This window comes from Bacillus cereus (assembly GCF_002567495.1).
GTDB lineage: Bacteria > Bacillota > Bacilli > Bacillales > Bacillaceae_G > Bacillus_A > Bacillus_A cereus_AQ.
Window position 1 is genome coordinate 47,088 of sequence record NZ_NVAP01000024.1, and the last position, 15,423, is coordinate 62,510.

The window sequence follows — 15,423 nt, forward strand, 5'->3', positions numbered from 1 at the left end:
CAGTCTTCTCTCATTTATATATTATCCAACTTCTTTTTCTCGCTTCGCACTTTCTTTAGCGCTCCATTTAAATATTTTGTCTAGTAAGGAATATATTCTCCCAGATTCTTTCGTTAATAAAGGTCCTAACGATGCCAATATTAAAACATACAAGGCTGAGAATGGTTTAATCGTTGCCATTAAGCCGCCCGCAATTCCAATATTCGCGACGATAATAGAAAATTCTCCGCGTGATACAAGTGTTAAACCGATATTCGTAGAAGCCTTATGAGATAAACCAGCTTTACGTCCCGCAACCATTCCAGCGGTAAAATTACCGATAAGAGTAATGAAAACTGCTCCTAATGCCAACCATACTGCTCCTCCAAGTGAAAATGGGTCTATACTTAAACCGAAGCTGAAAAAGAATATAGCTCCAAAGAAATCACGAAACGGAACAACGAGCTGTTCAATTCGATCACTATGCTCTGTTTCAGAAAAAACGAGTCCTAATAATAAAGCTCCAATCGCCTCAGCGACATGAATTGTTTCGGAAAATCCTGCTACGAAGAATAAAATAGCGAATATTACAATAATAAAAATTTCATTGGACGAAATATCTAATATTTTATTTAAAAATCGTGTAGCTTTTCTAGCAACTACAAAGAATAGTAACATATACCCTACTGCGATTAAAATCGATGTAAGAGCACCTACAAATGACGTTGCCCCTCCGAGTACTAACCCTGAAACGACTGATAAATATACCGCTAAAAAGATATCATCAAACATAATGATGCCTAAAATTAGCTCCGTCTCTTTATTACCAGATCTTCTTAAATCAACAATTACTTTCGCAACAATTGCGCTCGATGAAATTGTTATGATCCCAGCAATAATTAATGTTTCTAATAAGGGGAAACCCATTATATATCCGTAAAGTAAACCTAATATAAAATTAAGCGATATATGAACAGTTCCCCCAAAAGCAATTGATTTTCCTGATTTAATTAATTTTTTAATTGAGAATTCTAAGCCTAAATAGAATAAGAGGAATATAACGCCAACACGGCCGAGGAAGGAAATAACTTCTCCACTTTCAATAAACCTTAAATCGATAAGCCCTAAATCTGGGGCATGAGGCCCCACTAGCATACCGAGTATAATGAGAAACGGGATAATCGAGAACTTTAACTTTGCAGCGAGAATAGCTGCAAAAGCGACTAATATTAACGCAGTTCCAACTTCAAAGATTAAAGTATCCATCGATTATGAATCCCCTCCTACCGAAAGCAACTCATTAATAATTCTTTTCACTTCATGTCTTTCACCTGATAATACGAGCATATCGCCAGCTTCAATGATAGAATCTGGACCTGGATTAAAGAACTTCTTCATATTCTTTTTCAAAATGGCAATGATCGTTACGTTATATGTGTTTCGGACATGTAAACTACCAATTGTTTTTTGTACGACTGGTGCATTATTTTCTACCTTAAACCACTCAATTGATAATCCTTCAAAAGCCATTTCAATCGTATCTAAAGCTTGTGGTCTATATACCATTCCGCCCAATATAGCCGCAATTTGTCTCGCTTCGGAATCACGAAGAGAGACACTTGAAATACTCTCCTCATGATCAGCATCAAAATGATACAGTTCTCTTCGCCCATCATCATGAATAACAATAACCATCTTTTCATTACCTTTTGTAATCACTTCAAACTTACATCCAATACCCGGCAGTTCACTCTCTCTAATATTCATATTTTCCGCCTCCTAAATTTTTTAGTTACGGCTTTTATAAATCGACATCAATCTCTGTTTTAAATGTCTCATCCTTTGAGATACCTAAATACTTTAGCGTCTCTGATGGAGTCGCGTGATGAAAATGTTTTTGCAATAGCGCAATCGCTATCCCTCTTTTGTACGCATGAAATCCGAACGTTTTTCGCATTGAATTCGTTCCGATCTTACCAACAATTCCAACTGCTTCTGCAGCATTATGAATTACACGATACGCTTGTTGGCGCGTAATTGAATTTGGCGTTTTATTAGATTGAAATACGTAATTTTCTCTTTTAACGCCAATAGATTGTACGTAATCTAAAAGCGCTTCTTTTACTTTTGTATTTAAATAAATATCTTGTTTAAATTTTTCATCTTTCACAGGAAGAGAATAAAACTCTTTAACAGTTCCGTCTTCATGTAATACATCTTCAAATTTCATGCTAAGTAGTTCTGTAATTTTCAATCCTGTGTTAATTCCAATAACAAATAAAAGATAATCTCGCTGGGAGTGCTCTTTTAAATATTTTTTCATAGCCTCAATTTGGTTTATATCTTTTAATGCCTCTACAACTTCCATACATGTATCTCCTCATCTTATGAACGGTAATTTTCTCATCATGTTGTCCATTTTACCTTATCATGCTATGAGATTTCCATGTATTATCCATCATTTTCACAATATACTTTTGTGATCCAAGCAATTTTCAATTTGGAAATTTACGATTGTACAAATACGTTGTGGTTAGAAAAGAAATAGGGGATAAAAGTTCAGCTTCTTTCTATAGATTGGATTCCTCCTTTCCTTATCCAGCTGCTTCTACTTTTATTTTACGTTACTTATTTACATTATATTATATATTTCAGTAACATTAAAGTGTTTTTTCTGAAAATAATAAAAACCGAGCAATTTCGCTCGGTTTTTTATCAATCTTCCTTAGGAAGAACAATTCCTTTATACAATTGAACTGTAATGAAGTAATAAATCGCATAAATAACTACGAAAATTACGATTGGTACCCAAATACGGAAGTACGGATCGATTAAAATAAATCCGAAAATATTCATACCAACTAATACGTGAGCGATACCCACAATTGCCGGGAATAAGAATACTAAGAATAACTCTTTATAAATCGATTTCGTTAATAACTCACGACGCACACCGATTTTACGAAGCATTTGATAACGCGTAATATCTTTTGATGCACCAGAAAGAATTTTAAACATAAGACAGCTTGCCATCATTGCTAAGAACGCAATTCCAAGGAAGAATCCCATAAATACTGTTCCACTCGCAATGCCGTAGAACCCACTATACGCTTGATATTTACTATCCATTTGTTCAGCTTTTACATTTTTATATTTATCTAGCTGCAACTCGTCAAGTTTTTTCCATTCTTTTTTATATGTTAAAAAATCATCTGTTTTTCCGATAAATGCTATACCTTCTTTACCATTTATCCCATCGTACATTTTTTGATCTACAATTTTAATTGCATGATCATTGTATAAATAATATGGATGGATTGTACTAAAAGCATCTATCCATTCCGCTGAAAGTTCTTTAGCGTTCGCATCTTTTTGATTCATCTCTCTAGAAACTGCACCTACCGGTAGTTCCTCTGAAGCTTTTTTCGTATTTACTAAATCCTTCATAGACTTCATCTTTGTCATATCTTTTACTAAAGGACGATTTTTCTCTAAATCTTCTTTTACATAGTAAACGTATTTATCATCAACTTTGTAACGATATTCGCTTTTCTCTTTAAATGTAATACCGTCTAAAATTTTCTTTTCTTCAGCTGTTGGATTATGAACTACTGAATCATAGATTACTAAACCATCTACCATTTTTATAACGTTATTTTTAAACGCCATACCACCTGAAATCGCACCAGCTCCAAGCGCTACTAACATCGCTACTGTCGCAAGTACTTTCGTTAAACTATTAATACGGAAGTTCAATTGTGCAAATGTAAAAGCATTAAGCCCTTTTTCACTACGCTTTTTATTACTCTTTAACTTTTTAATAATAACCGGGAGAAGTGATCCAAATAGCATGTAAGTACCAGCTGTTGTTGTAATTAATGCAATAAGAATTCCCATCTCTCTTAATGTTTCCATATTCATCATAGCTGCATATCCAATGCCTAATAAAATAACTGCAAGGAATGCAACTAAACCTGTCATTTTTCCTTTTACCGCAACACGCTCTGTTTGTGCATCTGCATGTACCAGCTGCAATACAGAAATACGTGATAACTTAATACTATTCATAATTGCTGATAATACAAATAGTGCAAAGAAGAAAATACAAGTAACTGTCATAGATGGAAGGTAAAACGATTTATAACCTTCACCAGCAAATTCTAATTGTTTCATTAATAATTGTCCGATACCTTCTGCAAGTCCTACACCAACTATAATACCAATCGCAAGAGACGCAGCACCTAATACGATTGTTTCAATAAACATAAGTAATGTAACTTTATGCTTTTTTGCTCCTAACATCATATACATACCAAACTCTTTTTGACGAAGAGATAATAAGAAAGAGTTCGCATATAAAATGTAGAAGAACGTTATAATGGCTAATAAAAATGATCCTGCTTGGAATACGAATCCAATAGATTTAATAACTGAATTGGATTCTAGAAATGCTTTATTCAGCGCTAACGTTTGGAACATGTAAAAAATTGAAATCGACATGACAAGACCAACAAGTAAGACAATATAATCTTTCAGCTTACTTTTTAGCCCTGACATGGAAAGTTTGAATAACATGTACTAGACCTCCTTTCTTACGCTTTTTGTGTACCTAAGTCTGCAAGCACATCTAAAATTTCTTTATAAAACTCTTCACGTGTACCACCGCGATGAATTTCTTTATATAACTCACCATCTTGAATGAATAAAATACGCTGACAGTAACTTGCACTGTAAGGATCATGTGTAACCATCATAATAGATACGCCTTGATCTTGATTTAAATTTGTCATCGCATCAAGTAAACTTGCTGCATTTTTAGAATCAAGCGCTCCTGTTGGCTCGTCCCCTAAAATAATTGCCGGCTCATGTACTAAAGCGCGAGCTGCTGCTGAACGTTGCTTTTGTCCACCAGATACTTCAGATGGATACTTTTGAAGTATTTCTGTAATTCCTAACATCCCCGCTACTTTCTCGACCTTTGGTCCAATATTACGTGATGAAACCCCTTGAAGAGATAGTGGAAGTGCAATGTTTTCATAAATAGATAAATTTTCCAATAAATTAAAGTCCTGGAAGATAAATCCTAACTTTTGTGAACGGAAATCTGAAAGCTCACCTTGCTTCATTTTCGTAATATCCGTACCTGCAATTTCAACAACGCCGCCCGTTGCTTTATCAAGCGTTGAAATTACATTTAATAATGTCGTTTTACCAGAACCAGATGGTCCCATAATCCCAACAAACTCACCCTCTTGAATCGAGAATGAAACACCTTTTAACGCGTGTGATTGATTCTCACCTTTTTTACCGTACACTTTTTGAACGTTTTTCACGTCTACAACTGGTTTCGTCATATATATCCTCCTACGCTTGTTTTTCCATTACCTATTTTGCGCCTTTTGGGGGTGAACTGCTATTTGTTAACATTACAATTACCTTACACTTTTGTAAGATAAAAAATAGGCGCGTGTAAGGTTCGTTTTTTCTTTTTGATCAACTTCATTGGTAAATGAAATTTTATGAGCGATTTTCAAAATATATCGACTTACTGACAAAAGATGACAATAAAAATAGGCTGTTCCTCAAAAGAAACAGCCCACTGCTCTCTTTATCCCGCTTTAATGGGCAGTAAGACCCCCACCTCAAAATTCAGCGAAAGCAAAGAAGTTAGGTGGGGGATCAACTGCCCATAAAAGTCCGATTGGTTCAACTAATAATCAGTGGGGGATGAAGAAAACCCCCACTGATTAAAGTTTCACTTTATTTCTTTAAAGGTGTTACCGTCCAATACGTAATAACACGCCAAATCCATTCTAGTGGACCCATCTTAAAGATTTTCATCCAAATTACGCTAAACACAATTTGAATTACATAAATTGCGATACATACGTATAGTGTCTGCATGTACGTTAAGTTTCCTGCAAAGTTAAATACACTACCTGCAATTAAAATCATTGCAGTTTGTCCGATATAATTTGTTAACGCCATACGACCATAGTACTTCAGTGGTGCTAACAATGTTTGAACTGTTTTTAATTGAAGTAGTAAAATTAATGCCCCGACATAGAAAGCTGAAATGACTGGTCCAACTGTAACACCAATTTTTAAAAATTGACCTGCAGCATCCATCGTCCCGTCCTCATTCATAAGTATCATATTTACAAATGGAGCAGCAGGCACGTGTCCGTATTGATACCATACAGCTACGACACTTAAAATAAACATAACGCCTGTAAAAATAGCGACTTTCTTTATGTTTTCCTTGAGATTTTCAAATACACGATATTGTCCTGCAGCGAGACCTAATAAAATTAAGCCGAGTGGTAATAGTTCTTTAACACCCATTACACTAAAGGCGATTGTCAAAATAAGACCAATTACTAAGTTCACTTGCTTTTTCGCTTTATAAAACGGTAAAACGATTAACCCGCAAATTGCATATAACGTTAATGCCTCTCCAGGCTGGAACATGTAATGAATCAAACCGAAAATAAATAGTGCAACTAAACGACGTAAAAATAGAACATATCCATTTTTCCCCTTCGCAATTGCTCTCGTAAGAAAGATATAGAATCCTACTCCAAATAAGAATGAGAAGATTGAGAAGAAACGACCTTCTACAAATAAGTATAGAAACCTTTGATAACTTGCATCTACTGTATTAGGATCTGGAATTTTAATATTAAGTAGTGCAAGAATATTTACTAAAATAATCCCCAGTAGTGCGAAGCCACGAATGTAATCTAACTCATCAATTCGTTTGTTTGTAATATTGTTCCCCATAAAGCAACTCCTTGTCCAAAATTTAATCCTTCCTTACTCTACTGGAGAAGCTGGGTTATAACTATCGACAAACCTTACAGAAATCTTACATTATTGTAATATAACAAAATGAAACCAGGTCGTATTTCGACCTGGTTTACTCTGATTGCTTTGATCTTTGCGGTTGTCCTTTTTTACTATTGCGCTGTTTCACTTGCACAACTGGATCAAGCTCATTTGAAAATTCAGCGTTATGCCCATTTTGCGTTTTTTGCTCTGGGTTATTTTGATCTGAACGTTTCGCCATTACATTCACTCCTTATTAGTGCGGTGTAATAATCATTTGATGTTGCAATTGGCGAATTGCCATACGTGCTCTATTTAATTGCTCACGTTGCTCGTCATTCGCATGTTGTTGCATCGTTTGTAAATCATTATATGCTTGCTCTAATTGTAACTGCGCATCTGAATACTCCATCGTATTGTAATGCTCTTGTCTCATACCAAGATCTAATTGTTCTTTCGCATATTCCACCGCTTGTTCCGCTTGTGTAATATACGATTCAAGTGATTGACGCTCTGCCATAATTGTCCCTCCTTGCTTCAATTCCCCTTTAGTGTGTCCCTTCCATATGAACCTTATGAGTATGTTATAATGGATTTTGTTTCATTTTGACTCGTCTTAGGAGGGAAAGTAATGAAGATTCAAAACCCTTTTCCATATACGAACGACAATAAACGTTATCATACATGGAATTACCATTTACGAAATGAATTTGGTGAAAAAATCTTTAAAGTTTCACTAGATGCTGGCTTCGATTGCCCGAACCGTGACGGTACAGTTGCTTATGGCGGTTGTACATTTTGCAGTGCTGCTGGATCTGGTGACTTCGCTGGTGATCGACGCGATGATGTTATAACGCAATATCATGAAATGAAAGAAAAAATGCGCTCAAAGTGGAAAGACGGAAAATGTATCGCTTATTTCCAAGCATACACAAATACACATGCACCACTTGAAGTGTTAAAAGAAAAATTCGAACCGCTTCTAGCTGAAAAAGACGTTGTCGGTCTTTCTATTGCGACTCGTCCTGATTGTTTACCAGACGATGTCGTTGAATATTTAGCGGACTTAAATAAACGCACATATCTTTGGGTTGAACTCGGATTACAAACTGTCCATGAACGGACTGCAAATCTGATTAACCGTGCTCACGATTACCCTTCTTACGTTGAAGGCGTAAATAAATTACGCAAACACGGCATTAGAGTTTGTTCTCATATTATTAACGGTCTTCCACTTGAAGATTACGACATGATGATGGAAACAGCCCGTGAAGTAGCAAAGCTTGACGTACAAGGAATTAAAATTCATTTACTTCATTTATTAAAAGGAACACCAATGGTGAAGCAATATGAAAAAGGACAACTAGAATTCCTTTCTCTTGAAGATTACGTAAGTCTCGTTGTTGACCAACTTGAAATCATTCCAGAAGACGTGATTGTTCACCGCATCACAGGTGACGGTCCACCTGATTTAATGATTGGTCCAATGTGGAGCTTAAATAAATGGGAAGTATTAAATTCCATCGATGCAGAATTTGTACGCCGCGGAAGCTGGCAAGGAAAATATGCAAATGAGGAGAAACAAAAATGAAATTAGAACGCGTATTACCGTTTGCTCGCTCGCTTCTGCAAACGGCAGTAAAAGAAGGCGATTACGCTGTAGATGCAACACTTGGAAATGGTCATGACACTTGCTTCCTAGCTGAAATCGTTGGAGATAACGGAAAAGTATTTGGATTTGATATTCAAAAAGAAGCAATTGAAAGCTCCACTATCCGTTTAAAAGAAAAGAATCTTTTCGAACGTACTGTTTTAGTTCACGATAGTCACGATACGCTTTTATCCGTATTACCAGAAGATGCAAAAGGAAAAGTAACAGGCGCTATCTTCAACTTAGGTTACCTTCCTGGCGGTGACAAACATATCGTTACAAAACCGAACTCAACAATCTCGGCGATTGAACAATTACTTGACGTAATGGCCCCTGAAGGAATCATCGTCCTTGTCATTTATCACGGACATCCAGAAGGACAAGTAGAACGCGACGCTGTTCTCAAATTTGCAGAAGAACTAGATCAAAAACAAGCTCACGTACTGCGATATGGCTTCATTAACCAGCAAAATAATCCACCATTTATTGTGGCGATTGAGAAGCGATAATATATCAACGATTTTTTCGATATATCGACGATTCGACAAAACATAACAAAAAAAGACGTGCACTCATTGCACGTCTTTTTGTTATTCTCCTATATAATGGATGTATACACTATTGAAAGAAAGAAGGATAGAACTTTGCTAGTAGAACTAAGGGGAATTCAAAAGAAGTACGGCAAATCACTTATACTAGACAACATTGATTTATCCATTCCAGAAGGAGAGGCACTCGCTATTATTGGCGGGAATGGGACTGGAAAAAGTACTCTACTCAAAATAATTGCAGGTTTTATTTCACCTACGGCAGGGACACTTCAAAGAAAAGAACATATACAAATTGGCTATGTACCTGAACATTTTCCTGAAGGGATTCGTTTTACATTAGAGGATTATCTATATCATCTCGGCCACATTCACGATTTATCAACAAAATATTTAAAAGATAAAATTCCGATGCTTCTTAAATCTTTTCATTTACATCATGCAAGACATTCCGTTGTACGAAACTTTTCAAAAGGTATGAAACAAAAAACTGGCATTATGCAAGCATTACTTACAGACGTCCATTTATTAATTTTAGACGAACCGCTTTCTGGGCTCGATCCTAACTCTCAGCAAGAATTAGAACATATTTTACTCTCATTAAAACAACAAGGCATATCTATACTCTTCACATGTCACGAAAAGCAACTACTAGAAAACTTCGCCGATAGAATTGTGACGTTAGCAAATCATACAATCACGGAGGATATCTCTGTGCAAAAAAGAGCAGAACAAGTCTATATTGAAGCAATCGTTCACGAAACATTTTCAGCGATAGAACTACGGAAACAATTAGGATTTATACACGTTTCACACAATTCAAATCAAAACCTTATTCAATTACAAATCGAAAAAGAATATACAAACGAAATGCTTCAGTTTTTATTACATAAAAAAGCATCTATTACACTGCTACAACCTAACTTTTAAATCGAAAGAAGGTTTATTATGTTTGCTCTTATTCGTTACCATTTTCTCGACTATACAAAATCATATAAGTACGTCCCTCCTATCGCGATGTACTTTGTGAGCTTACTTTTTGTATATACATATAAACCGACTCCTATTGTACCGACATACTTAGAAACAGCACTCGCACTTTACTTATTATCCGCCTGGATTACGGTTACGATTTTCCATACGGAAGACCCTGTACAAGAACAAATCACCATTTCACATACAAATAATATTTCCACACTATATGTTGGTAAATATATTACGGCTCTTCTCATTTGTACTGTGTTATCTTTTATATCCGTAATCTACCCAATTATCCTGCAAATGTTTAATGAAGAAATGAGAATTTCTTTATTTTTAGTTGGATTTCTCGCTCACATGTCTTTCTCTATACTAGGAATTTCAATCGCAACTTTATTTACTAGAAATATTATTCCAAAAGCAAGCACCGCTTGGCTTAGCCTTACATTTATATTACTTATAACGATCGCCTCAATCCGGTTTAAAAAAGAGTTACTATGGTTTTTACCACCTGTCGAAAGCTTTCTAACGCTTGGACAATACAAATATAATATACTTACTCACACGCTATGGCTCACAGCTTGGGCTATCGTATATTCATTTTTATTACTTACTATATTTCTATTTGTCGTTCGCAAAAAACGTTTTTAATTACATATTAAAGGAGACAGACCAATGATTGGAATACTAGCAGGAATGGGACCAAAATCAACTGGGCCATTTGTCGATACAGTTGTAGCAGCGTGCCAAATAATATACGGAGCAAAGCATGATATGGACTTTCCTCATATGATGATTTATTCTTGCCCAACACCGTTTTACATGGATCGCCCTATTGATCACGAAGCAATGAAAAAAGCGATTATTGAAGGGGCACAAAAACTTGAAAGTACTGGCGTAGAATTTATCGCTATGCCGTGCAATACGGCGCATCTTTATTTCGAGGAATTACAGCGTTCTCTTTCTATTCCGATTTTGAATATAGTCGATGAGACGTTAAAAGCAATTCCTGAAACTGCAAAAAGAGTCGCTCTTCTCGCAACAGAAGCGACAATTAAAGCTGGTATTTATCAAGCCGGGATTGCAAAACGGAATATAGAATACATTCATCATGAAAGATGGCAGGAAATGATTAGTCAAATCATTACTTGTATTAAATCTGGAGAAGTTGAAGCAGCTCGAGAATTATGGAATGCGCTCGTTGTACAGTTAAAAGATGAAGTAGATACCGCAATTATCGCATGTACTGATTTGAATGTTGTAGCGAATGAGGATTTTGTTGATTCCGCGCAATGTCTTGCAAAAGCGGTTGTTGAAATGCATGTATCAAATAAGAAGAAACATTCATAAACATTGAATGCCTTCCTTTTGAAATGTGTTTTATGTTTGTTGAAAATCCTAAAAACTTTTAACTTTCTTCACAATTCTTTCAAAGTAATCACACTTAATCTCGCTATATTAAATGAGTAATCTATTCATATAGGGAAGGTTAGGGGAACTGAAAGTATGAAAGTAAATCGTTCGCTTCATTACATTTTTTGGCGTTGGCATTTTTATGCTGGGCTTTTTATTACGCCGCTTCTTATTACTTTGTCACTGAGCGGGATTGGGTATTTATTTCGGGAAGAGGTTGAAGATTTCATCTATAAAGATTTATATTTTGGGAAGAGCGCCCAAACAGAATCTATTTCGATGGCTGATTCGCTTTTCTTAACAGAGAAAAAATATCCACATTATAGCGTGGCGAAAATTAGTGAGTTTAATGGGGATTATAATACGAGACTTACCATTGCAAATGAATATACTGGGCAACAAAAATATGTGTATTTAGATAACAATAATCAAATTGTTGGGGATCAAAACGCAAGTGAAACATTCGCGAATATAATGAGGGAATTACATAGTTCTCTTTTAGTCGGTGGTACTGTTGTCAACTATACTGTAGAGCTTGCGGCATGCTGGACCATCTTTTTAATTATAACTGGGTTGTATATGAGTATACGCCAATTCAAAAACACACCGTCATCCAATAAACGAGAAAAAGCAAAACGACGTCATTCTCTTATCGGTATTATATTTACAATCCCTCTCGTTTTGCTAGTCGCATCTGGATTGCCGTGGTCAGGATTTATGGGTAACCAAATTTATAAAATCGCATCTTCTAATGAATCGCTCGGATATCCAAAATTATATATGACACCACCTGAATCAAAGGTAAAAGAATTGCCGTGGGCAACAAGAAAAGAAGCCCCTCCTGAATCTAATTCGAGTGAGCCAAAAGCAATTTCTATCGATGAATTACAAAAAGGAATTGAAATAAAAAAGCCGTATGTTATCTCATTACCAACTAATCCGAAAGGTGTATTCACCGTTTCGAAATCAAGCGGTTCTGGTATTACAGGTATGCATGTCGCACCAAATGAAGAAATAACAGCTTACTTTAATCAATATAGCGGAGAACTCATTTCAAAAACGGACTATCGTGATTATGGATTACTTGCACAATGGTTCACTTACGGTATCCCGCTTCACGAAGGACATTTATTCGGATGGCCAAATAAAATATTATGCTTACTAACGACATTATCTTTATTACTCCTTGTTTATTACGGGGTAAAAATGTGGTTAGCAAGAAAGCCGAAAGGAAAATTAGCAGCACCGCCAAAGCAAAGAGATAAGAAAAGCATATTCATTTTCTTTATCCTGATGGTTATACTAGGCACTCTCATGCCTTTATTTGGACTATCTGTTTTAGTTATTTTTGCGATTGAACTTCTTATATATGTATTTTCAAAAATACGATCATAATAAAAAGAAAACCACTCTACATGAGTGGTTTTCTTCGTCACTGCGCCATTTTCTTTCGGTACATCTTCCCGTTCCAATAGAAGAATCGTGAAGTGAGACCTCCGTATTTTACAATGCGCCGTGCCATTTTGTGCATATTCTTTTGTGCTGATACTTTTTGATCTGATAAATAAATACCAAGTAATCCTCGGCTTATAAGACGATGAAACTTCGCATGAGGCAGATCACCAATGCTCTTCTCTGCTTCTTCTACAAAATGTTTCATACGATCTAATATAGCTTGCTCATTTTCATAATAACTGCAGAAATTCAAATCCCCGCCTATGCGGTCTTCTTCTTGATCGATGAAATAATCAAGTAAAATGTGAAGTCCTTGTACGTAAGGGAAATATCCTTGTCTAATTTTCGCAATATCTTCATCATGTAATTCATCATGAAATGCATATGCTACAAGACAGAAAATCCCAAGCGTAGAACCAGCACATGCCGAAAATTCAAACCAACTCATCTCAGGTAAGTTTTCTTTATGTGCTTCAAACCATGTTTTCAAGCGTGGTTCTCTTTCTTCTAACTTCACGTGTTTATGAATTTGTAAATCACAATAATAACAAGCAAGTTCATGAAGAATAGGAGCAATTTTGTCATAGTGCTTCGTTTTCTTTAAAACATCTTGGCATGTTTCAACAAGTTCATCTAAATAACCACCATCATCTTGATCATCACGATAACGATAATAATTACCGCCACCTTCCACTTCAGGCGATAATGCCATTACCATCGATTCATGTAGCGCGGCAAAATCATTCGGATCAAGTGATGTACTGCGATCACATAAATTATCTAAATAGTCGCTGATCGTTTGATACGCTACGATAAAACGAATACATTCCTCTCGGTGTTCATTTGCTAATAGCGCTAAAATGCCACCACCCTCGCAATGAAACGTTTTATGCTCAATACTTGCGATTGCCTGACTATGAAGCTCATCATTCGGAATATGGTAGGCACGCTCTTTCCACATCGCTAGCTCATGGTGTACAACCGGAAACACATCACGGTATACTTTCGCCATGAGCGTTATGGGATTACTCGGTACGTTCACTTCTTCCTTCATCTCCTCTATTAAATGTACAAATAATGATTTATTTGTTTGTTTTTACTATATTATTGACATGCATTTCAGTAAATGACTGAATATAATTCAAAATTTCATCACGCTCATACTCATTTAATAACTCATGATAACAATTTGGCCATTCTTTATATGCCTTATCACTTATTTTAACATTATCAAACCATATGCGGACACGTGTTTTATCTACAAGTTTATCCTCACATGCTTGCATTAGCAAGAGCGGAACATCTGGAAAATCGTCTATTTTTTTATGAGCAATTTCGATAGACTTAATCAATTCACTATACCAACGTACTGATACTTTGCGCAAGAACAATGAATCATTCTCCATCGCATCTCTCACTTCATGATTCCTTGTTGACATTTCCACCGTAAGATTCGTTGCAAATTGCAATTTTGGAGCGACAACATTTAATATTTTTGAAGCAAATTGAAGCGGAGTAGAAGGTCCAGCTACTACACCTAAACATGGTGAACTTAATACAATACCCTCTATATCTTCTCTCTTCGTTTCTTGCATCATACGAATGACGATAAGACCGCCCATACTATGACCAAATAGAAAGATAGGTAACCTATACTTTCTTGCTTCTTTCACCCATAATTTAACTTCCTCTATGTATTCATCAAATGAATCAATATGTCCTCTATTTCTTGAAGTAGTCCCATGTGACGGAAGGTCCCCCATCACGACGTGGTAACCAATATGATTCCACATTTCTGCAATAGCTTCGTAACGTCCGTGATATTCCATTGCACCATGCACAATAACGATGACAGCTTTTGCTTCTTCTGCTTCATAATTCCACATACGGACCTCCTCCATTTCACTCTTTTTCATAATTTGATACACTTAAACTAGTCTCTAGGAAAGGAAGGCTTTACATGATATATCCTTACAAAGAAAAAAATCCGAAAATTGCGAGTAGTGCTTTTGTCGCTGACTATGTTACCATTACAGGCGATGTTTCCGTTGGCGAAGAATCAAGTATTTGGTTTAATACAGTTATACGTGGTGATGTATCACCAACCATAATTGGAGACCGGGTAAATGTACAAGATCAATGTACACTTCACCAAAGCCCAAAGTATCCTCTTATTTTAGAAGATGACGTTACAGTTGGCCATCAAGTTATTTTACATAGCTGTCATATTAAAAAAGATGCTTTGATTGGAATGGGATCTATTATATTAGATGGTGCTGAAATTGGTGAAGGAGCCTTTATCGGTGCTGGAAGCCTCGTTTCACAAGGTAAGAAAATTCCACCAAACACGTTAGCTTTCGGTCGTCCCGCGAAAGTCATTCGTGAACTAACAGAAGAAGATCGTAAAGATATGGAGCGAATCCGCACACAGTATGTTGAAAAAGGGCAGTATTATAAGTCATTACAGAAATAACCTTTTAGCTGCCACTTGATTGGCAGCTTTTTACAAAAACAAAACTTTAATTAAACTTCCACCAATCAATACTTTATGAGTTTCCCACAAATAGTGGG

The 15,423-nt window shown here is 36.0% G+C and carries 17 protein-coding genes; 7 read left to right on the forward strand and 10 right to left on the reverse strand.

Annotation, left to right across the window (positions count from 1 at the left end; genetic code table 11):
- Positions 1–21: 21 nt before the first annotated feature.
- The 8 genes from COK05_RS11235 to COK05_RS11270 form a co-directional block, all read right to left on the reverse strand.
- On the reverse strand, positions 22–1,245 hold the full coding sequence (locus COK05_RS11235; RefSeq protein ID WP_098612645.1) for a cation:proton antiporter: 1,224 nt from the start codon (positions 1,243–1,245) through the stop codon (positions 22–24).
- Positions 1,246–1,248: 3 nt separating this feature from the next.
- Positions 1,249–1,746: a cation:proton antiporter regulatory subunit gene (locus COK05_RS11240; RefSeq protein WP_098612646.1), complete on the reverse strand. Its 498-nt coding sequence runs from the start codon at positions 1,744–1,746 to the stop codon at positions 1,249–1,251.
- A gap of 34 nt (positions 1,747–1,780) precedes the next feature.
- Complete coding sequence (locus tag COK05_RS11245) at positions 1,781–2,347, reverse strand: tyrosine-type recombinase/integrase (RefSeq protein WP_098612647.1); 567 nt, start codon at positions 2,345–2,347, stop codon at positions 1,781–1,783.
- A gap of 347 nt (positions 2,348–2,694) precedes the next feature.
- Entirely contained in the window at positions 2,695–4,554 is a 1,860-nt protein-coding gene (locus COK05_RS11250) for an FtsX-like permease family protein (RefSeq protein WP_098612648.1), read from the reverse strand.
- A 17-nt stretch (positions 4,555–4,571) separates the two neighbouring features.
- Positions 4,572–5,333, reverse strand: a complete 762-nt coding sequence (locus COK05_RS11255) for an ABC transporter ATP-binding protein (protein ID WP_088098076.1) — start codon at positions 5,331–5,333, stop codon at positions 4,572–4,574.
- Positions 5,334–5,739: 406 nt separating this feature from the next.
- Positions 5,740–6,762, reverse strand: coding sequence for a DUF418 domain-containing protein (locus tag COK05_RS11260; protein WP_098612649.1), 1,023 nt, complete (start codon positions 6,760–6,762; stop codon positions 5,740–5,742).
- Between the two features lie 136 nt (positions 6,763–6,898).
- On the reverse strand, positions 6,899–7,048 hold the full coding sequence (locus COK05_RS11265) for a hypothetical protein (protein WP_001129345.1): 150 nt from the start codon (positions 7,046–7,048) through the stop codon (positions 6,899–6,901).
- Positions 7,049–7,063: 15 nt separating this feature from the next.
- Positions 7,064–7,327: a YtzC family protein gene (locus COK05_RS11270; protein WP_000840865.1), complete on the reverse strand. Its 264-nt coding sequence runs from the start codon at positions 7,325–7,327 to the stop codon at positions 7,064–7,066.
- 111 nt (positions 7,328–7,438) lie between these two features.
- On the opposite strand from COK05_RS11270, the gene COK05_RS11275 reads away from it, so the two are divergent.
- The 6 genes from COK05_RS11275 (at position 7,439) to COK05_RS11300 (ending at position 12,792) form a co-directional block, all read left to right on the forward strand.
- Positions 7,439–8,398 (forward strand): TIGR01212 family radical SAM protein, encoded by a 960-nt coding sequence (locus tag COK05_RS11275; RefSeq protein WP_098612650.1) that lies wholly within the window; start codon positions 7,439–7,441, stop codon positions 8,396–8,398.
- Entirely contained in the window at positions 8,395–8,967 is a 573-nt protein-coding gene (locus tag COK05_RS11280) for a class I SAM-dependent methyltransferase (RefSeq protein WP_098612651.1), read from the forward strand. Before COK05_RS11275 ends, COK05_RS11280 begins: the two co-directional genes overlap by 4 nt.
- A 135-nt stretch (positions 8,968–9,102) precedes the next feature.
- Complete coding sequence (locus COK05_RS11285; RefSeq protein WP_098612652.1) at positions 9,103–9,936, forward strand: ABC transporter ATP-binding protein; 834 nt, start codon at positions 9,103–9,105, stop codon at positions 9,934–9,936.
- 18 nt (positions 9,937–9,954) lie between these two features.
- Positions 9,955–10,635 carry an ABC transporter permease gene (locus COK05_RS11290; protein ID WP_098612653.1) on the forward strand — a complete coding sequence of 227 codons (681 nt, stop codon included), beginning with the start codon at positions 9,955–9,957 and terminating at the stop codon, positions 10,633–10,635.
- A 24-nt stretch (positions 10,636–10,659) separates the two neighbouring features.
- On the forward strand, positions 10,660–11,334 hold the full coding sequence (locus COK05_RS11295) for an aspartate/glutamate racemase family protein (RefSeq protein WP_098612654.1): 675 nt from the start codon (positions 10,660–10,662) through the stop codon (positions 11,332–11,334).
- 156 nt (positions 11,335–11,490) lie between these two features.
- Positions 11,491–12,792 carry a PepSY-associated TM helix domain-containing protein gene (locus tag COK05_RS11300; protein WP_098612655.1) on the forward strand — a complete coding sequence of 434 codons (1,302 nt, stop codon included), beginning with the start codon at positions 11,491–11,493 and terminating at the stop codon, positions 12,790–12,792.
- Positions 12,793–12,829: 37 nt separating this feature from the next.
- Here COK05_RS11300 and COK05_RS11305 read toward each other — a convergent pair whose 3' ends face one another.
- Together COK05_RS11305 and COK05_RS11310 are read right to left on the reverse strand one after the other, a co-directional pair.
- A complete protein-coding gene (locus COK05_RS11305) occupies positions 12,830–13,894 on the reverse strand; it encodes a tetraprenyl-beta-curcumene synthase family protein (protein ID WP_141539031.1) in 1,065 nt (354 codons plus the stop codon).
- 40 nt (positions 13,895–13,934) lie between these two features.
- Complete coding sequence (locus COK05_RS11310) at positions 13,935–14,738, reverse strand: alpha/beta hydrolase (protein ID WP_098612657.1); 804 nt, start codon at positions 14,736–14,738, stop codon at positions 13,935–13,937.
- A 74-nt stretch (positions 14,739–14,812) separates the two neighbouring features.
- Here COK05_RS11310 and COK05_RS11315 point away from each other — a divergent pair, with 74 nt between their 5' ends.
- Positions 14,813–15,325, forward strand: a complete 513-nt coding sequence (locus COK05_RS11315; RefSeq protein ID WP_098612658.1) for a gamma carbonic anhydrase — start codon at positions 14,813–14,815, stop codon at positions 15,323–15,325.
- The last annotated feature ends 98 nt before the right edge of the window (positions 15,326–15,423 follow it).